Source organism: Bradyrhizobium sp. 215_C5_N1_1 (assembly GCF_052075935.1).
GTDB classification, from domain to species: Bacteria; Pseudomonadota; Alphaproteobacteria; order Rhizobiales; family Xanthobacteraceae; genus Bradyrhizobium; species Bradyrhizobium barranii.
On sequence record NZ_CP197228.1, the window covers coordinates 7676397 to 7695243 of the forward strand.

The 18847-nt window shown below is 65.3% G+C and carries 19 protein-coding genes; 11 read left to right on the forward strand and 8 right to left on the reverse strand.

Features of this window, described 5'->3' with window-relative positions:
- Window position 1: 1 nt before the first annotated feature.
- From lspA to arfB, 5 genes are all read left to right on the forward strand, one after another.
- Window positions 2–496, forward strand: a complete 495-nt coding sequence (gene lspA / locus AB7G19_RS36770; protein WP_085403349.1) for a signal peptidase II — start codon at window positions 2–4, stop codon at window positions 494–496.
- A 106-nt stretch (window positions 497–602) separates the two neighbouring features.
- A complete protein-coding gene (locus tag AB7G19_RS36775) occupies window positions 603–1325 on the forward strand; it encodes a hypothetical protein (protein WP_085403350.1) in 723 nt (240 codons plus the stop codon).
- 204 nt (window positions 1326–1529) lie between these two features.
- Window positions 1530–2924 carry a M16 family metallopeptidase gene (locus AB7G19_RS36780; RefSeq protein WP_420480971.1) on the forward strand — a complete coding sequence of 465 codons (1395 nt, stop codon included), beginning with the start codon at window positions 1530–1532 and terminating at the stop codon, window positions 2922–2924.
- Window positions 2921–4288: a M16 family metallopeptidase gene (locus AB7G19_RS36785; protein ID WP_085403351.1), complete on the forward strand. Its 1368-nt coding sequence runs from the start codon at window positions 2921–2923 to the stop codon at window positions 4286–4288. Before AB7G19_RS36780 ends, AB7G19_RS36785 begins: the two co-directional genes overlap by 4 nt.
- Before the next feature lie 116 nt (window positions 4289–4404).
- Window positions 4405–4824, forward strand: coding sequence for an alternative ribosome rescue aminoacyl-tRNA hydrolase ArfB (gene arfB, locus AB7G19_RS36790; RefSeq protein ID WP_063985592.1), 420 nt, complete (start codon window positions 4405–4407; stop codon window positions 4822–4824).
- Between the two features lie 70 nt (window positions 4825–4894).
- On the opposite strand, the gene AB7G19_RS36795 is transcribed toward arfB, so the two are convergent.
- Window positions 4895–5200, reverse strand: a complete 306-nt coding sequence (locus AB7G19_RS36795; RefSeq protein WP_085403352.1) for a hypothetical protein — start codon at window positions 5198–5200, stop codon at window positions 4895–4897.
- A 302-nt stretch (window positions 5201–5502) separates the two neighbouring features.
- Here AB7G19_RS36795 and AB7G19_RS36800 point away from each other — a divergent pair, with 302 nt between their 5' ends.
- Genes AB7G19_RS36800 through AB7G19_RS36815 form a run of 4 tightly spaced genes read left to right on the forward strand, consistent with a single transcriptional unit; the run spans window position 5503 to window position 8477 of the window.
- Window positions 5503–5889 carry a c-type cytochrome gene (locus AB7G19_RS36800; RefSeq protein WP_085403433.1) on the forward strand — a complete coding sequence of 129 codons (387 nt, stop codon included), beginning with the start codon at window positions 5503–5505 and terminating at the stop codon, window positions 5887–5889.
- On the forward strand, window positions 5890–6285 hold the full coding sequence (locus tag AB7G19_RS36805) for a VOC family protein (protein ID WP_085403353.1): 396 nt from the start codon (window positions 5890–5892) through the stop codon (window positions 6283–6285).
- 45 nt (window positions 6286–6330) lie between these two features.
- Entirely contained in the window at window positions 6331–6879 is a 549-nt protein-coding gene (locus AB7G19_RS36810; RefSeq protein ID WP_063985596.1) for a hypothetical protein, read from the forward strand.
- Window positions 6880–6908: 29 nt separating this feature from the next.
- Window positions 6909–8477: a GMC family oxidoreductase gene (locus tag AB7G19_RS36815; protein ID WP_085403354.1), complete on the forward strand. Its 1569-nt coding sequence runs from the start codon at window positions 6909–6911 to the stop codon at window positions 8475–8477.
- A gap of 260 nt (window positions 8478–8737) precedes the next feature.
- Here the strand turns inward: AB7G19_RS36815 and AB7G19_RS36820 are convergent, their stop codons facing one another.
- Complete coding sequence (locus AB7G19_RS36820) at window positions 8738–9055, reverse strand: ribbon-helix-helix domain-containing protein (RefSeq protein WP_085403355.1); 318 nt, start codon at window positions 9053–9055, stop codon at window positions 8738–8740.
- A 241-nt stretch (window positions 9056–9296) separates the two neighbouring features.
- Here AB7G19_RS36820 and mutL point away from each other — a divergent pair, with 241 nt between their 5' ends.
- Window positions 9297–11108, forward strand: coding sequence for a DNA mismatch repair endonuclease MutL (mutL, locus tag AB7G19_RS36825; protein WP_135214811.1), 1812 nt, complete (start codon window positions 9297–9299; stop codon window positions 11106–11108).
- A 104-nt stretch (window positions 11109–11212) separates the two neighbouring features.
- Here mutL and rsmD read toward each other — a convergent pair whose 3' ends face one another.
- Window positions 11213–11767 carry a 16S rRNA (guanine(966)-N(2))-methyltransferase RsmD gene (gene rsmD, locus AB7G19_RS36830; protein WP_085403357.1) on the reverse strand — a complete coding sequence of 185 codons (555 nt, stop codon included), beginning with the start codon at window positions 11765–11767 and terminating at the stop codon, window positions 11213–11215.
- Window positions 11768–13927, reverse strand: a complete 2160-nt coding sequence (locus AB7G19_RS36835) for a pseudouridine synthase (protein ID WP_085403358.1) — start codon at window positions 13925–13927, stop codon at window positions 11768–11770.
- A gap of 119 nt (window positions 13928–14046) precedes the next feature.
- On the opposite strand from AB7G19_RS36835, the gene AB7G19_RS36840 reads away from it, so the two are divergent.
- Window positions 14047–14505 (forward strand): nucleoside deaminase, encoded by a 459-nt coding sequence (locus AB7G19_RS36840; RefSeq protein ID WP_071909524.1) that lies wholly within the window; start codon window positions 14047–14049, stop codon window positions 14503–14505.
- Between the two features lie 35 nt (window positions 14506–14540).
- Here the strand turns inward: AB7G19_RS36840 and AB7G19_RS36845 are convergent, their stop codons facing one another.
- From AB7G19_RS36845 to AB7G19_RS36860, 4 genes are all read right to left on the reverse strand, one after another.
- Window positions 14541–15716: an IS481 family transposase gene (locus AB7G19_RS36845; RefSeq protein ID WP_085398134.1), complete on the reverse strand. Its 1176-nt coding sequence runs from the start codon at window positions 15714–15716 to the stop codon at window positions 14541–14543.
- Window positions 15717–15921: 205 nt separating this feature from the next.
- Window positions 15922–16824 carry an alpha/beta fold hydrolase gene (locus tag AB7G19_RS36850; protein ID WP_085403434.1) on the reverse strand — a complete coding sequence of 301 codons (903 nt, stop codon included), beginning with the start codon at window positions 16822–16824 and terminating at the stop codon, window positions 15922–15924.
- 215 nt (window positions 16825–17039) lie between these two features.
- Window positions 17040–18323 carry a phosphoribosylamine--glycine ligase gene (gene purD / locus AB7G19_RS36855; protein ID WP_085403359.1) on the reverse strand — a complete coding sequence of 428 codons (1284 nt, stop codon included), beginning with the start codon at window positions 18321–18323 and terminating at the stop codon, window positions 17040–17042.
- A gap of 223 nt (window positions 18324–18546) precedes the next feature.
- Complete coding sequence (locus AB7G19_RS36860) at window positions 18547–18846, reverse strand: winged helix-turn-helix domain-containing protein (protein WP_085403360.1); 300 nt, start codon at window positions 18844–18846, stop codon at window positions 18547–18549.
- Between the last annotated feature and the right edge of the window lies 1 nt (window position 18847).

The window sequence follows — 18847 nt, forward strand, 5'->3', positions numbered from 1 at the left end:
CATGACCCCGCTTCGCGCCGGCATCCTCGCGGCCGTGGTCACGCTGGTGGCCGATCAGGCCTCAAAGCTGTGGCTCCTGAACGTGTTCGACCTCGCCCGCCGTGGCGTGGTGAAGGTGACGCCGTTCTTCGACCTGGTGCTGGCCTGGAACATCGGCATCAGCTTCGGCTGGCTCCAGAACGACGGCCAGTCGGCGCAGATCGCGCTGATGGCGGTCAAGGTCGTCGCCGTGGTCGCCCTCGCCATCTGGATGGCCCGCTCGCACACCCTGCTCGCCACGGTCGCACTCGGGCTGATCATCGGCGGCGCGATCGGCAACGGCATCGACCGCTTCGCCTACGGCGCGGTGGTCGATTTCGCCCTGTTCCACATCGAGATCGGCGGAAATACCTATAATTGGTATGTGTTTAACCTCGCGGACGTGGCCATCGTTGTCGGGGTGGCGGCGCTATTGTATGATTCCTTCCTGGGGGTACCCGCCGCAAAAGCGCCCTGATCCCGGCCGATACGGACCGGCAGGTGGAACCCTGCGTTTTGCGAGGATTGGCCGCGTGCGAGCGGCAAAGTGCAGCAATCTGCCACAATATGGAACAGGTACAGTGATGCGCAGCTCCGAGACCAGCGGTTCGATGGTTCGAGACCCCAAAGCGGGGTTCTGGCGGGCGTTGAAATTGTCCGCTGTCGCGCTCGGCATCGGCCTCGTCATGACGGCAGGCCCGGTCCGTGCCGGTGACGACGACGATGATGATGACGGGATGACCTTCGAAGAGAAGATCATCGACAATCTGATGTCCGGCATCGGTGCCAAGAGCATGGAAAAGCCCGGCATCGAATACCGCGAGCGCTCGCCGCTCGTCGTGCCGCCCAAGCTCGACCTGCCGCCTCCGGCAACCCAGGCCAAGAATGCTCCGAACTGGCCGAAGGACCCCGAAGAGAAGCGCCGCAAGGAAGCCATCGCAGCGCGCAAGAAGGCGACCAAGGCGACGGAGAACTGGCAGGCGGCCCAACCGCTGACGCCCGCCGAGATGAAGGCCGGCGAGGTCGCCGCAGCCCCCCGTACAAGCAATGACCCGATCCAGCCGGGCACCAACGGCAACCCGTCGCTCAGTCCCGCCGAACTCGGCTACGCCGGCGGTCTCTGGAACATGATGAAGGGCGGCAACAGCTCCGAAGAGAAGAAATTCACCAGTGAGCCGCCGCGTTCGTCGCTGGTCGAGCCGCCGCCGGGCTACCAGACCCCCTCGCCGAACTACGCCTATGGCGCAGGGCCGGACAAGTCGCGCCGGACCTATTTCGACATCATGTCGGGCAAGGAAAAGGAATAATAGCGCTCCTGCCCCACCGCGACATCCTGACAGGCGCATCCTGGCACCGGCGGCTTACGCACGCCGGACGCAGTCTGCATATTGCTTATCAGTAACTTGCCACCGCGTTGAGTTCTCTGCTTCGTGACGCGAAGCCTCAGCCGCACGGTGTAGCATGCCGTGCCTCCGAGCCGGACATCCGGGTTCGGCCTTTTCATAAGGATTATGATGTCCTCTTACCGATCGGCCGCCTGCCTCCTTGCCGCGCTGCTTTCGACGAGTGTCCTCTCAGCCAGCGCCGCCCTCGCCCAGACCACGGTGACGTCGGCCCCGCCCGCCAGCTTCACGCTCGCCAACGGCATGCAGGTCGTGGTGATCCCGGACCACCGCACGCCCGTGGTCACGGAGATGATCTGGTACAAGGTCGGCTCGGCCGACGAGACGCCGGGCAAGTCCGGGCTCGCGCACTTCCTCGAACATCTGATGTTCAAGGGCACCTCGAAGCATCCGGTCGGCGAATTCTCCCAGACCGTGCTCCGCGTCGGCGGCAACGAGAACGCCTCGACCTCGGTCGACTACACCAACTACTACCAGCGCGTGCCGAAAGAGCAGCTGCCGACCATGATGGAGTTCGAGGCCGATCGCATGACCGGCCTGATCCTTAAGGACGAGAACGTGCTGCCCGAGCGCGACGTCGTGCTCGAAGAGTACAACATGCGGGTCGCCAACAATCCGGACGCGCGGCTCAACGAGCAGATCATGGCCGCGCTCTATCTCAATCATCCCTACGGCCGGCCGGTGATCGGCTGGCACCAGGAGATCGAGAAGCTCGACCGCGAGGATGCGCTCGCCTTCTACCGCCGCTTCTACGCGCCGAACAACGCGATCCTCGTGATCGCCGGCGACGTGGAAGCCGCCGACATCCGCCCGCTGGTCGAGCGGAATTTCGGCTCCATTCCGGCCCAGCCCGCGATCCCGGAGCGGCGCATCCGTCCGCAGGAGCCGGAGCCGGCGGCGCCGCGCACGGTCACGCTGGCCGACCCGCGCGTCGAGCAGCCGGGCCTGCGCCGCTATTATCTCGTACCGTCGGCGACCACCGCCGCGGCCGGTGAAAGCGCCGCCCTCGACGTGCTGGCGCAGCTGATGGGCAGCGGCAGCAATTCCTATCTCTACCGCGCGCTCGTGGTCGACAAGCCGCTCGCGGTGTCCGCCAGCGCCAGCTATTCGAGCATCTCGCTCGACCCGACCCAGTTCGCGATCTCGGCCTCGCCGAAACCGGGCGTCAGCTTTGCCGATGTCGAGCAAGTGGTCGACGGCGTCATCGCCGACATCGCGCAGAACCCGATCCGCGCCGAGGACCTCGAGCGGGTCAAGACCCAGCTCATTGCGGAAGCGATCTACGCCCAGGACAACCAGGCGGTGCTGGCGCGCTGGTATGGCGGCGCGCTGACCACGGGCCTTTCGATCGAGGACATCAGGAGCTGGCCCGACCGCATTCGCGCGGTCACCGCCGAGCAGGTTCGCACTGTCGCGCAGAAATGGCTCGAGAAGAAGCGATCGGTGACGGGCTATCTGATCAAGGACACCAGTGCCGCCAAGCGTGAGGAGAAGCGTTCGTGACCTATCCCTTCCTTCGACGCGTTGCATTCTCGCTTGCCACCGGCGCGGCACTCGCGCTGGCTACGGTGTCGCCGTCTCAGGCGGCCGCAAAGATCCAGCACCTGACTTCGCCGGGCGGCATCGAAGCCTGGTTCGTACAGGATGCGACGGTGCCGCTGATCGCCATGGAATATTCCTTTGCCGGCGGCTCGGCGCAGGATCCCAAGGACAAGTCCGGCGTCGCCAATCTGGTCGGTGATCTCCTCGACGAAGGCTCCGGCGATCTCGACTCCAAGACCTTCCATGAGCGGCTCGACCGCCGCGCCATCGAGCTCTCCTTCAGCGCCACCCGCGATACGTTCCGCGGCAGCCTGCGGATGCTGCGCGACAACAAGGACGAGGCCTTCGACCTGCTCAGGAGCGCGCTGACCTCGCCGCATTTCGACACCGCCGACGTCGAGCGCATCCGCTCACAGGTGATCTCGGGCCTGCGCCGCGAGACCACCAATCCGTCCTCGCTGGCGAGCCGAAAATTCCTGGAGGTCGCGTTCGGCGACCATCCCTATGGCCGGCAGACCAATGGCACGCTGGACAGCGTGCCGACCATCACGGTCGCCGACATGAAGGATTATGTCGGCCGCGTGATTGCGAAGGACGGGCTGAAGATCGCGGTGGTCGGCGACGTCGATCCGGCCACCCTCGGCAAGCTGCTCGACCACACTTTTGGTAGCCTGCCCGCAAAAGCCAATCTCACGCCGGTCGCCGACGTCGAGGCGGCAAAACCGCCGCAGCGCGCCTTCGTGCCGCTCGACGTGCCGCAGACCGTGATCACCTTCGGCGGCCCCGGCGTGAAGCGCAACGATCCGAACTTCATGGCCGCCTATGTCGTCAACCACATCCTGGGCGGCGGCGGATTGTCCTCCCGGCTCTATCGCGAGGTACGCGAGAAGCGCGGGCTGGCTTATTCCGTGTTCGAATCGCTGCTCTGGATGGAGCATTCGGCGGTCTTCATCGGCAACACCGGCACCCGCGCCGACCGTGCCGGCGACACCATCGACGCCATCGACAAGGAAGTGCGCCGCATCGCCGAGGAGGGCCCGACGCAGAAGGAGCTCGACGAAGCCAAGTCCTACCTCAAGGGCTCGCAGATGCTGGCGCTGGATACCTCCTCGAAGCTCGCGCAGGCGCTGCTGCAATACCAGCAGGACAAGCTGCCGATCGACTATATCGAGAAGCGAAACGCCATCGTCGATGCGGTGACACTGGACGACGCCAAGGCGGCCGCCAAGCGCCTCTGGGGCCAGGGCCTCCTGACCGTGGTCGTCGGCCGCGCCCCACAGGCCGCCGCGCAACCGGCCGCGGCACCGGCGACGAAGTCGAACTGACGTCCCCTGACATTTCCTGAAATGGCCGGGCTCGCCCGGCCATTTGCGTTTCCAGGATGCGCCATTGCCGAACGTGGACGTCCGCGATATGTCCGGACATCACGAATGGTGCCATCATGCTGCGGATATCCCGCGATCTCGTCATCGACGAGGACGATATCGAGATCGGCTTCGTCCGCGCCTCCGGCCCGGGCGGGCAGAACGTCAACAAGGTCTCGACCTCGGCCCAGCTGCGCTTCGACACGCGCAAGCTGACCCTGCCGGAGGATGCGGTGATCCGGCTCGCCCGCATCGCCGGCCAGCGCATGACCAAGGACGGCGTGATCGTGATCCACGCCCAGCGCTTCCGCACCCAGGAGCGCAACCGTCAGGACGCCATCGACCGGCTCACCGAGATCCTGACCGAAGCGATGATACGGCCGAAGCCGCGCCGCGCCACGCGGCCGACCTTTGGCTCCAAGCAGCGCCGGCTCGACGGCAAGAAGCGCCGCAGCGACATCAAGGCAGGGCGCGGCGGCGGCCGCTTCGACGACTAACAAAGCAGACCCAGTCAAAAAAACTCCGGCCGCAGGGCGACCGGAGTCTGCTTGCTTCACCCCGGCGGGACTAGTAGCGCTTGGCTGGGGCTGCACCGCCCGTCGCGGAATCGTCGGCGGTTCCCTTATGCGCAGCGCTACCGGTGGTGCCGACCGTGCCCCTGGTGCCTTTGGTCGACTTCATGCCCGTCTTCTCGCCCGCAGCGCCCGGCTGAGCATTCATCTCCTCATCCCCGCTGCCCATTGTGCTGCCTTGCATCGGTTTGCTTTGCACGGTGCCGCCCGTCTTGGCGGGTGGCGCGCCTTGCGCGAGAACCGGCGTCGCAATGAGAGCCGACAGAGCGCATGCGATCATCGAGGTCTTCACCAACTTCATCCATTTCTCCTGGATTCTTCCGCGACGAATGGCTCGGCTGCATCCTGCGCCGCTCACCTGCACCGGGTCATCGCATCGCGTAGGGAGTTTAAGCGGCGCAATCGTCATGCAATGCGCATGGTGTGGTGATCGTTTAGGGATTTGACGGCAGTTTCGCGGAATTGTGCTCCGCATATAAGGCATTGCGGAACACACGCGGTCACCAGTGTCTCCGCGGCATCGAAACAGCCCGCTACTACCACCGCACCTTTGACGCCGCCTAGAGTTTGCGCACGTTGATGTGGATGGGCGGATTCTTGGCGATGCGCGCAGTCGTGCTTGGATTGTGCACCGCGATGGTGCTGGTGACGCGGGTTGCCGATGCGCAAATGCCCTTGCCGGCCGGCAAGCCGCCGGATGGCGCGACGCTGTTCAAGCAGCAATGCGCGGTGTGCCACACGACAAACCTGTCAGAACCGGCGCGGCAAGGCCCCGCACTGGTGAAGGTCGTTGGCCGTCCCGCCGGAAAGACCGAAGGTTTTAAGTACTCAGAGGCGCTGTCGAAAGCGGACTTCGCCTGGGACGAGACCAGGCTCGACGCCTGGCTGAGCAATCCGCAAGCCGTCATTCCCGGCGTGACCATGGTCTACCGGCAGGCGAAGCCGGAGACGCGCGCCGCCATCATCACCTACCTGAAGGAGCTGAACTGAATGGCAAAGCCCGTTCATTCCATGATCCGCGTGCTCGACGAGGCCCGCTCGCTCGACTTCTACAAGCGCGCCTTCGGCTTGGAGGTCGCCGACCATCTGAAATTTTCGGACTTTGCCCTGATCTACCTGCGTCACCCCTCCTCACCTTTCGAGGTGGAGCTGACGGTGAATTTCGATCGCAAGGAGCCGTACCAGCTCGGCGACGGCTACGGACATATTGCCGTGGTGGTCGACGATCTCGATACCGAACATGCCCGCTTCGAGCGCGAGAAGCTCGCACCGGGACCGCTGCGCGACTTCAAGCACGACGGCAAGACGCTGGCGCGCTTCTTCTTCGTCAGCGATCCCGATGGCTACAAGATCGAGGTGATCCAGCGAGGGGGTCGTTTCGGCTGATCAAAATCACAAAAATCCAAATCACAAAATCTACGGAGGAATGCCATGAGAGAAGTCGATCGTCGAAGCAAGCACAGCCGCCGCGTCTTTCTCAAGGGCGCGGCGACCGCCGTTCCGGTCGTCGCTGTCGCGACCAGCGTCGCCGTCAGCATCGAGGATGCCTGGGCGGATGATGCCAGCACGCTCTCGCCCGCAACGATGAAGACGCTGCTGAAGGTCGCGCGCGACATCTATCCGCACGACGTCCTCGGCGACAGCTACTACATCACCGCGATCAAGCCGTGGGACGGCAAGGCGGCCAAGGACCCCGCCGTCAAGTCTCTGATCAGCGACGGCATCACGCGGCTCGATCAGAACGCGCGGGATCGCCACAAGGTGGCTTACGCCGAAGTGCCATGGGAAGCCGACCGCGTGGTGCTGCTGACGGAGATCGAGCAGAGCGACTTCTTCCAGAAGGTGCGCGGCGACCTCGTCGTGTCGCTCTACAACCAGAAAGAGGTCTGGCCGCGGTTCGGCTACGAAGGCTCCTCCGCCGAGCACGGCGGCTACATCAACCGCGGCTTTGCCGACATCGACTGGCTGCCGAAGGCTTAAGGCTCACCCAACGGTTCAGGAGAACGCATATGGCAAAATTCGATCTGAACGACTCCAGCGTTGTGGTGATCGTCGGCTCCGGTGCCGGCGGCGGCACGCTGGGCAACGAGCTCGCGCAGAAGGGCGTCAAGGTGGTCATCCTTGAAGCCGGCCCACGCATCGAGAACCAGGATTTCGTCAACGACGAGTGGGAGAGCTTTTCCCAGCTCGCCTGGACCGATGCCCGCACCACGTCGGGGACATGGCGCGTCGCCAAGGATTTTTCGGGCCTTCCCGCCTGGATCGTCAAGGCGGTCGGCGGCTCGACCACGCATTGGGCCGGCGCGTCGCTGCGCTTCGACGAGCATGAGTTCAAGGTGAAGAGCACCTACGGCGGCCTGCCCGGCGCGAACCTGCTGGACTGGCCGGTGACGCTCGCCGAGATCGAGCCATGGTACGCCAAGGCCGAGAACAAGATGGGCGTGACCCGCACCAACGGCATTCCCGGACTTCCCGGCAACAATAATTTCAAGGTGCTGGAGGCCGGTGCGAAGAAGCTCGGCTACAAGACCGTGCATACCGGCAATATGGCCATCAACAGCCAGCCGCGTGACGGCCGCGGCGCCTGCCAGCAGATCGGCTTCTGCTTCCAGGGCTGCAAATCCGGCGCGAAATGGTCGACGCTCTACACCGAGATCCCCAAGGGCGAGGCGACCGGCAATCTCGAAGTGCGGCCGAGCAGCATGGCGGTCAAGATCGAGCACGACGCCTCCGGCAAGGTGACCGGCGTTGTCTATGCCGACGAGAGTGGCGCGATGCAGCGCCAGAAGGCGCGCGTCGTCGCGGTGGCCGGCAACTCGATTGAAAGCCCGCGGTTGCTGTTGAACAGTGCCTCGACCATGTTCCCCGATGGCCTCGGCAATTCATCGGGCCAGGTCGGGCGCAACTACATGCGGCACATGACCGGCAGCGTCTACGCCGTGTTCGAGAAGTCGGTGCACATGTATCGCGGCACCACTATGGCCGGCATTATCCGTGATGAATCCGCCAACAATCCGAAGCGCGGCTTCGTCGGCGGCTACGAGATGGAGACGCTGTCGATCGGCTTGCCGTTCATGGCGGCCTTCCTCAATCCCGGCGCCTGGGGCCGTCCGTTCACCGCAGCGCTCGACGGCTATCCCAGGATGGCCGGCATGTGGCTGGTCGGCGAGGACATGCCGCAGGAAACCAACCGCATCACGCTCGACCCGAGCGTGAAGGACAAGTTCGGGCAAGCGGTCGCGAGCGTGCATTTCGACGACCATCCCAACGATCTCGCGATGCGCGCACATGCCTACAAGCAGGGTGCTGCGGTCTATGACGCCGTCGGCGCCACCGTGACCTATCCGACGCCGCCCTATCCGAGCACGCACAATCTCGGCACCAACAGGATGAGCGAGAAGCCGCGGGATGGCGTGGTCAACAAGTTCGGGCAGAGCCACGACGTCAAGAATCTGTTCGTCTCGGATGGCAGTCAGTTCACCAGCGGGGCGGCCTGCAATCCAACGCTGACCATCGTCGCACTCGCGATCCGGCAGGCGGATTACATTGCGGGGGCGATGCAGAAAAAGGAGATTTGAAGGTTCAAAGGAAACCGTTTCCTGCTCCCGTCATTGCGAGCGAAGCGAAGCAATCCAGAATCCCGCCGCGGTGACGGTCTGGATTGCTTCGTCGCACTAGCGCAAAATTGCTACGCAATTTTGTCGCGGGCTCCTCGCAATGACGGCGGAGAGAATATCGTAGCCCGGACGGAGCGAAGCATAATCCGGGGTGCTCGCGGGTGAGCTGAATCCCGGATTGCGCTTCGCTTCATCCGGGCTACGCACTTTTGTCGGGAAAGCTACTCGGCCGCATCAAGGATCGGCGCGACGGTTGCCTTGAAATCCTGCACCTGCGTCACGCTCCGGGAGCGGTAGATCAGGCAGGAGCAGCGTAGCAGCGAGGCGAAATTATTGACCTCGCCGTGATGGTCGAGCACCTCGTTGTAGAGCGTGGTCAGGAACTTGCCGACGCTCATGCTCTCCTTGGCCGCGATCTCCTCCAGCGTGTCCCAGAACGCCATTTCCAGCCGGATCGAGGTGCAGTGCCCGCCGATCCGCAACGAGCGGGTCTGGGATTCGTAGTTGCGTTGGGGCTGGTGCGCGAAGAAATTGCACATGGCGTCCTCCCGTCCTGTTGCCATTTTTTCACGATGCTACACCGCTGCCCGGCCCCCCACAATCAGGACGGCAGCAGGACGATCGCTCCGTCCCGGTTGCGCAATTTTCTCGAACGTCCAATCCCTTCAATGTGATAGGCATCCCTCTTCCCCAGGCCGCCACACGGCTGTTGCCCAACACATGCTTTTGACGCAACACGGCCTAGAATAGCGCCGTCAGCGAATCCAGATCGAAAGCCCCATGCCCGTCCGCCAACTGCCAGAGCAAATCGTCAACCGCATCGCCGCCGGCGAGGTGGTCGAACGTCCGGCAAGCGTGGTCAAGGAACTGGTCGAGAACGCCATCGATGCCGGCGCCAGCCGGATCGACGTCTTCACCGATGGCGGCGGGCGGCGGCGGATCGGCATCACCGATGACGGTGGCGGCATGACCGCGAAGGACCTGGCGCTCGCGGTCGAACGCCATGCCACCTCCAAGCTCGACGACGAGGATTTGCTCCAGATCCGCACGCTCGGGTTCCGCGGCGAGGCGCTGCCCTCGATCGGCTCCGTCGCGCGTCTCTCCATCACGACGCGGCACGCGAGCGAACCACATGCCTGGGCGCTGTCAGTCGAGGGCGGCGACAAGTCCGAGATCATGCCGGCGGCGCTGGCCCACGGCACGCGCGTCGAGGTCAACGACCTCTTCTATGCAACGCCCGCGCGGCTGAAATTCCTAAAGACCGATCGCACCGAGGCGGAGGCGATCCGTGAGGTGGTCAGGCGCCTTGCCATGGCGCGGCCCGACGTCGCCTTCACGCTGGCCGGCGAGGAGCGCGCGCCGGTGACCTGGACCGCGGCGCTGCCTGGCGCCGCCGGACGGCTGACGCGGCTCGGCGATATCCTCGGCGCAGAATTCCGCAGCCACGCCATCGAGGTCCATGCCGAGCGCGAGGGCGTCGTGGTCGCCGGCTATGCCGCGGCGCCGGCGCTGACCAAGGCGAACGCGCTCGGGCAATATCTCTTCGTCAACGGCCGTCCCGTGCGCGACAAGCTGATCCTCGGCGCCGTGCGCGGGGCCTACGCCGACTATCTGCCGCGCGACCGCCATCCGGTGCTGGCGTTGTTCGTCACGCTCGATCCGCGCGAGGTCGATGCCAACGTGCATCCGGCCAAGACCGAGGTGCGCTTCCGCAATGCCGGCCTCGTGCGCGCGCTGATCGTGCACGGATTGAAGGACGCGCTCGCGCGCGAGGGCCGGCGCACGGCCGCCAACAGTGGCGAGAGCGCGTTGTCCTCGTTCCGGCCGGCCTTCACGCCGCGGCCTGCGAGCTGGGACTGGCGCGCCTCGCCATCCGCCCCGGTCGCACCGATGCCGTCGTTCGACGGATCGGCTGCGCCCGTCTTCGCCGAGCGCGCACAGGCGGCATTCGATGTCGGCGCGCCCAGTGCGGACGTGCGGATCGAGACCCAACCCGTCAGCGACCTCGTCGACCGCCCGCTCGGCGCGGCGCGCACCCAGATCCACGAGACCTACATCGTCTCGCAGACTCGCGACGGCCTTATCATCGTCGACCAGCATGCCGCGCATGAGCGCATCGTCTACGAGCGGCTGAAGGCCTCGCTCGCCGCCAACGGCGTGCAACGGCAGATCCTCCTGATCCCCGAGATCGTCGAGATGGACGAGGCCACGGTGGAGCGCCTGCTGGAGCGCAGCGAAGAGCTCGCATCGTTTGGCCTCGCCATCGAGTCCTTCGGCCCCGGCGCGGTCGCGGTGCGCGAGACGCCGTCGCTGCTCGGCAAGACCAATGCAGGCGGGCTGCTGCGCGATCTCTCCGAGCACATGGCCGAATGGGACGAGGCGCTGCCGCTGGAGCGCCGCCTGATGCACGTCGCCGCGACCATGGCCTGCCACGGCTCGGTGCGCGCCGGCCGCCGGCTGCGGCCGGAGGAGATGAACGCCCTGCTCCGCGAGATGGAGGACACCCCGAACTCCGGCCAGTGCAATCACGGCCGCCCGACCTATGTCGAGCTGAAGCTGAGCGATGTGGAGAAGCTGTTCGGGCGGAGATGATCTTCGTAGGGTGGGCAAAGCGAAGCGTGCCCACCACCTACCGCGATCGCAGAAAGTTGGTGGGCACGGCGCGTTGCGCCTTTGCCCACCCTACGGCAGCGAGACTACGGCCTCTTCAAAAACACGAACTCCGTGTCGTCATAAGCCCGCCGCTCCAATTCCTCGAAGCCCTCAGGCGTCACGAACTGCGCAGCCTTCGCCTCTTCCACCACGAGCAGCGCGCCCGGCATGAGCCAGCCGCCGTCGCGCAAGCTCGCGAGCGCCTTCTCCGCAAATCCTTGGCCATAGGGCGGATCGAGGAACACCAGCGAGAACGGCTCGACGGGATGCGCAGGGCCAAGATCCGTCGCATCGCGGCGATAGACCTTGGTCACGCCGCCAAGGCCGAGCGTCTCGACATTGTTGCGCAGCAGCGCGCGGGCCTCGGCGCCGTTGTCGACGAACAGCGTGAACTTCGCGCCGCGCGAGGACGCCTCGATGCCGAGCGCACCGGTGCCGGCGAAGAGATCGAGCACGCGCGCATCCTCGATCGGATCGTCATAGGCGTGCACGAGGATGTTGAACACGGACTCGCGCAGCCGGTCCGCCGTGGGGCGGATGTCGCGCGAGGACGGTGAGGCGAGATTGCGCCCCTTCAAACGACCGCCGACGACGCGCAATCAGTCCTCCCGCGGCGTCAGATCGCGCTTGCCGTGATAGCCGCGCTTGGGCCGGCGCGGCGGGCCGTAGCCGTTGGCCTCGGCCTCGTTGCGCTCGCGCGCCTCCTCGCTGCCGGTGCGCTGTACCAGCACGCGGCGGCCCTTGCGATCGTTGATCACGTCACGCTTGCTGGCAGGCTTCTTCTCGCGTGGCGCTTCGCCGTCGGGTGAAGAAGATTTCTTCGGCACGTCGAACTGCGCGCCCGACTTCTCGATGACCTTGTCGCCGAGCTGATCGCGCAGCACGCGTGACTTGATCTCCTCGACCTGGCCTTCGGGGACCTCGCCGAGCTGGAACGGTCCATAGGACACGCGGATCAGCCGGTTCACCTCGAGCCCGAGATGGGCGCAGACGTTGCGCACCTCGCGGTTCTTGCCTTCGCGGATCGCGAACACCAGCCAGACATTGGCGCCCTGGTCGCGCTCCAGCGTCGCCTCGATCGGACCGTATTTGACGCCCTCGACCTCGATGCCGTTCTTCAATTCGTCGAGCTGCGCCTGGGTGACGTCGCCATGGGCGCGGACGCGGTAGCGGCGCAGCCAGCCGGTGTCCGGCAACTCGAGCGTACGCGCGAGCCCGCCGTCGTTGGTGAGCAGCAGCAGGCCTTCGGTGTTGAAGTCGAGCCGGCCGATCGAGATCAGCCGCGGCAGGCCTTCGGGCAGATTGTCAAACACGGTCGGACGGCCCTCGGGGTCGTCATGCGTCGTCATCAGCCCGCGCGGCTTGTGGTAGAGGAACAGCCGCGTACGCTCACGCTCCGGCAACGGCTTGCCGTCGACAGTGACGACATCGTTCGAGGTGATGTCGAGCGCCGGCGAATTGATGACGCGACCGTTGACGGCGACGCGCCCCTGCGTGACCATCTCCTCGGCGTCGCGGCGCGAGGCGAGGCCCGCACGCGACAGCACTTTTGCGATACGCTCGCCGGCCTTTTTCGGCTTCGGTGCTTCGTCACGGCGCGGACGGCCCTCGAAATCCCGATCACGGTCACGATAGGCGCCGCGGCCACCGAAGGCGGGGCGCTTCTCGAAGATCCTGCTCTCATCCTCGTTTTCACGGCGCGGACGGTCGCCGGAGCGGCCTTCGCTGCGCGGATGCTCGTGCCAGTCGGAGCGGCCCTCGGAGCGCTCGCGCGGACGATTGAATTTGGGACGGTCACCGCCGCGTTCGCCATCGCTGTCACGACGAGGCCGATCGAATTTCGGACGGTCGTCGCGCGGACGATCGAACTTGGGCCGATCGAACTTGGGCCGCTCGCGGAACGGACGATCGCCGGACGCGCGATCGTCGCGCGAGCGCGAGAAACGCGGACGGTCATCGCCGCCACCCTGCCGATCGTCGCGCTTCTGCCAGGGCTTGTCTTCGCTGCGGTCACGGCCGCCGAAATCCTTGCGCGGACCCTTGCTGAAGTCCTTACGCGGCGGACGATCGCCACGCGGACCCGCGTCGCGCTTCTGCCACGGCTTTGAATCGCTGCGCTCGCCACGATCGCGCGGGCGGTCACCGAAGTCACGCGGGCGATCGCTGCGATCCCCACGGTCGCGCTCGCGATCCGGCGCACCACGCGAAAACTTCCGCTCGCCGTCGAACTTGCGTTCCGGGCGGTCGCCACGCGGCGCGTAGGGCCGCTTGTCGCCGAACTTCTTGTCGCCGAACCGGCCGGCGGGACGGGAATCGTCGCGATCCCGGCTGCGCGGCGGACGGTCGTCACGGCCATAGGACGGGCGATCACCGCGCGGTTTGAACGGCCGCTTCTCGCCATCGCGCGCGCCGCGATCCGAGAACGGGCGGTCGCCACGCGGCTTGAAGCTGCGCTCGCCGCGCTCCTCACCACCACGGTCGTCGCGCTTGAACTTCGGACGGTCGCTGAAATCGCGGCGCGGGGCATCGCCCTCCTCGCGGCGGCGGAACGGACGATCCCCGCGGTCGGCGCGAGGCGGACGGCTGTCGCGGTCGCCACGGGGCGGGCGGGCGTCGCTCCTGCCCTCAGGGCCGCGCTTGGCGAATTTCTTCTCAGGGCCACGCGGCTTGCCGGACCGGCCCTTGGGCGGGCCACCCCTGCCCGGGCCTCGATCACGCCGGCCGCGGGAATCGTTGTCTTTGTCGCTGTCGCGAGGCATGAATAAACTCACTTAGGGGGTGGCCAGAAAGCATTGTGCGCGCTCGTTTCGAGCCGCATGCTCAGGCAAATCCGGTATTCACTCTTGCTGAAGGCGGAGCTACTAGCAGGTTTCTGGCGATGATACGAGGCTTGAAAGCCCCCTCTTTCATGGATTTGGCGCTCAAAACGGCCGAAAATGCCGGAAAGGCGGGCGAAGTTCCGATCGGATGCGTCGTGGTCCGCAATTACGAGGTCATCGCGACCGCGGCGAACCGGACGCTGACTGATTACGACCCGACCGCCCATGCCGAGATCATTGCGCTGCGCGAGGCCGCCAAAAAGATCGGCAGCGAGCGCCTGGTCGACTGCGACCTCTACGTGACGCTGGAGCCCTGCACCATGTGTGCGGGCGCGATCTCCTTTGCAAGGGTCAGGCGGCTCTATTACGGCGCCGCCGATCCCAAGGGCGGCGCGGTGGAATCAGGCGTGCGGTTCTTTGCATCCCCAACCTGCCATCATGCGCCGGATGTCTATTCCGGGGTCGGCGAGAGCGAGGCGGCGCGGCTGCTCAAGGACTTTTTTCGCGAGCGGCGGTAGATTCACATATTCCGCCGTCATGCCCCGCGAAGTGTTTAGCCCGGAGACATGGCTGACACCTGTTCGGACACATCACTGACAGGTTGGCCATTGGTCAAGTCGATCGATGCGACCTGCCAGCTGGCGAAGAAGATTCCGTAGTGGCCGTCACGATCCAGCGGCCGGATGGCAAGGCGTTCGCGGGCGAAGGCCTGGGGAACTTTCCAGAAGTGTCCCTTGAAGGAGATGTAGGGTCTTGTCGATGAGACCCTGCGCACGATCTCGCCGCTGTCGTATTCGACGTTCGGAACGCGGGCCGGCATGGGGCGAGCACTTGGCCGGAAGCGATCGGCAGGGACCTGCATATCGAGGCCTTGGTGAGGCCGCTCCAGATTGTAGACCGGCCGCCAGGCGTCGAAGGCGCGCTGGACTTCCGGGAGAGTTCGGAAGCGGCGCATTGCAAACACCTCGGCCTTCAGGGTGCGATGGAAGCGTTCGTTCTTGCCGCGGGCCTGTGGGTGGCATGGCCTTGCGTGCACCACCCTGACGCCAAGCTTGAGCAGCCACACCTTCAGTCCGGTCCAACGAATGCCGGACGTATCGCCCCAGGGTGAGCCATTGTCGGTGTAGAAGGCCTCCGGCAGGCCATAGCAGCGGAACGTCGTCGACAGGTGATTCTGCACGGTGAGGCGCTGCTCGTCGGCACATGCCTTCAGGCACAGCACGTAGCGCGAGTGATCGTCGACGATCGTTAGCGGATGGCACCGCGTCCCATTGGCGAGCGGCAGGTGACCCTTGAAGTCCATCTGCCACAGCAGGTTGGGAGCTTCCTTCTCGAACCGGTGGCCCGGATTGGGCGGCGCATTCTCACTCGGTTTGATCCGGTCGTTCCGACACAGGATCTGGTGCACCGTTGATGGCACAGGCACCGTCTGCCCGCCCCGCTTCAGGCAATGGGCAATCTTCCGTGCTCCCCAAGCCGGATGCTTGTCGCGTACAGCCAGGACTTCTGCCTCGACCGCAGCCTCACTCCGCTTGGGCATCGCATGCGGGCGCCGGGAACAGTCGGCCAGCTCCCGATCGCCGGCCTGCCAGCGCGCCAGCCACTTGTAGCCGACGTCAGGACTGATGTTGAACCGACGGCACAGTTCGCGCCGGTTGGCGCCCTCCTGCAAAGCCAGCCGCACAAACTCGTGGCGCTGATCCATCACTGACACCTCGCTCCAAGGCATGGACGGCCTCCCGAATCGGACCAATCCAGCCAATGTTGATGTGTCAGCTATGTCTCCGAACACCCGTCAGTGATCTGTCCGGGCTAAACACGAAGGCGGGGCATCCAGTACGCCGCGGCCTATCGATCAACCACCACCGTCTCGGAGTACTGGATCGCCCGGTCAAGCCGGGCGATGACAGTTGTGTGTGTCGCGACAGCTTAGTTCAGCCTGCGAAGAACTCGCGCAGCGCCTTTGCGGTGACGTCCGGGTTCTCCTCGGTGAGGAAATGGCCGGAGTCCACCGGCATGCCGTCGACGTTGGTCGCCCATTGCTTCCACGTATCGAGCGGCGTGGCGGCGGCCTGGGCGATGCCTGCGCCACCCCACAAGGCCAGCATGGGAATCGTGATCTTCTTGCCGGCTTCGAAATCGGCCTTGTCGAGGTCGTAATCGAAATAGGCGCCGGCGCGGTAGTCCTCGCACATCGCATGCACGCGGGCGGGATCGCGGAACGGGGCGATGTAATGTTCGAGTGCACGCTCGTCGATGGCGTCCAGCGTCTTCGACTTGGTCTGGCTCGCCATCTTGAAGCGCAGGAAGAACTCGCCATTGCCCGAGATCAGCGTCTCCGGCAGCGGCGCCGGCTGGGCGAGGAAGGTCCAGTGATAGATCTTCAGCGCGTAGGCGCGGTTCATCCGCTCCCAGTAATTATAGGTCGGCAGGATATCGAGCACGGCGAGCTTCGACAGCCGGCCGGGATGGTCGAGCGCAAGCCGATACGACACCCGGCCGCCGCGGTCGTGGCCGGCGAGCGCGAAGTGGACGTGGCCGAGCTGCTCCATCGCTTCCACCATCGCCTTGGCCATCGCGCGCTTGCTGTAGGGGATGTGCTGTGCATCGCTCTCGGGCATGTCGGACCAGCCATAGCCCGGCAGATCGGCGATGATCAGCGTGAACTTGTCGGCGAGCTGCGGCGCCACGCGGTGCCACATCACGTTGGTCTCGGAGAAGCCGTGCAGCAACAGCAGCGGCGGCCCCTTGCCGCCGACGCGGGCGAAGATGCGGCCCAAGGAGGTGTTGATCCATTCGGAGGCGAAGCCGGGGTAGAGGTCGGCGAGATCGGACATCTTCGGCATCCTTATCGGGTCAGTCCTGTCTGGTCAGTCCCGGGCCGCCTCGAACAAAAATGTCGAAAACAACCCCATGCACAGTAGCACGATGGTCACCTGTGAGGGTTGCTAACCCCAACAGGCGATTGCGCAATTTTGGAATGTCGATGTGGCGGAGCGGTGGCACGCGGCAATCTTGATGCCGGCGTGCGCGCAGTCCGGAAAAAAGCCTGTCAGCCCCGGGCCTTCTCGGCTTCCACCGCCTGCCAGCCGATGTCGCGGCGGCAGAAGCCTTCCGGCCAGTTGATGCGGTCGACGGCCTGATAGGCACGCGCCTGCGCTTCCGTCACGGTCTTGCCGAGCGCGCAGACATTGAGCACGCGGCCGCCATTGGCGAGGATCGCGCCGTCCTTCTCGACCGTGCCCGCATGGAAGATCTCGGCGGTGTCGACCTTGGCTGCGTCATCGAGCCCCTCGATGCGCGTGCCCTTCTGGTAGTCGCCGGGATAGCCCTTGGCCGCCATCACCACCGTGAGCGCGGATTCCGGATACCAGCGCAGATCGAAGTGCTTAAGCTCCCCGTCGCAGGCGGCGATGAACGCCGGCACGATGTCGGACATCATGCGCAGCATCAGCACCTGGCACTCGGGATCGCCGAAGCGGACGTTGAACTCGAACAGCTTTGGGCCCTGCGTCGTCAGCATGATCCCGGCATAGAGGATGCCGCGGAACGGCGTGCCGCGCTGCTTCATGCCGGCAACCGTCGGCAGGATGATCTTGGCCATGATCGCGTCGTGGATCGCGGGCGTGACCAAAGGCGTCGGCGAATAGGCGCCCATGCCGCCGGTGTTCGGGCCGAGATCGTGGTCGAACACCCGCTTGTGGTCCTGCGCGGAAGCGAGAGGGATGGCGGTCTCGCCGTCGCACAGCGCGAAGAAGCTGATCTCGCGGCCCGGCAGAAATTCCTCGATCACGACCTCGGCGCCGGCATCGCCAAAGGCGCCCTCGAACATCATGGCGATGGCGTCCTCGGCCTCGCGCACGGTCTTGGCGACCACGACGCCCTTGCCGGCGGCAAGGCCGTCGGCCTTGACCACGATCGGCGCACCCTGGCTCTGGACGTAAGCACGCGCATCATTGGCGTTGGTGAAGCGCTTGTAGGCGCCGGTCGGAATGCCGAATTCGGTGCACAGCGCCTTGGTGAAGCCCTTGGAGCTCTCGAGCTGCGCCGCCACCCCGCTCGGCCCGAACGCCTTGATGCCGGCGGCGGTGAGGTCGTCGACGATGCCGGCGGCCAGCGGCGTCTCCGGGCCGACCACCACGAGCTCGACCGCATTCGTCTTGCAGAAATCGATCACCGCGGCATGGTCGGCGACATCGAGCGCCACGCATTCCGCCTCCCGCGCGATGCCGGCATTGCCGGGCGCGCACCAGAATTTGGTCACCAGGGGGGAGGCTGCGATTTTCCACGCCAGGGCATGTTCGCGGCCGCCGGAACCGAGCAGGAGAATGTGCATCGAAGGCTCGAAATGAGGGGTTTTGCTGGGGCGGAGGTCGCACGAATCGCGGCGGGTCTCAAGGGGAAACGCCCACACTCCCCGTCATTCCGGGGGCGTGGCGAAGCCGCGAGCCCGGAATCCATAACCACCATCGTGAGTATGGATTCCGGGCTCGCGCCCAAGGGGGCGCGCCCCGGAATGACGGCGGAGAGAGGGGAACGCCCGAGGACGACAATCGCCGCTAAACCTGCCTCCCCGCAATGATCTCCTGCAACGTCGCCACATGCCGCGCGAAGGCGCCGCGGCCGACGGCGGTGGCGGTTACTGTGGTCTGCGGCTTCTTGCCGACGAAGGCCTTGTCTACCGAGACGTAGCCCGCCTTCGCCAGCGTCTCGATATGTGCGCCGAGATTGCCGTCGGTGGCGCCGGTGAGCTTTTTCAATCGCGAGAACTCCAGGCCAGCGGAGACCGGCAGCGCGTTCAGCGCCGCCATGATCTTGAGGCGCAACGGCTGATGGATGATGTCGTCGAGCTCGGCCATT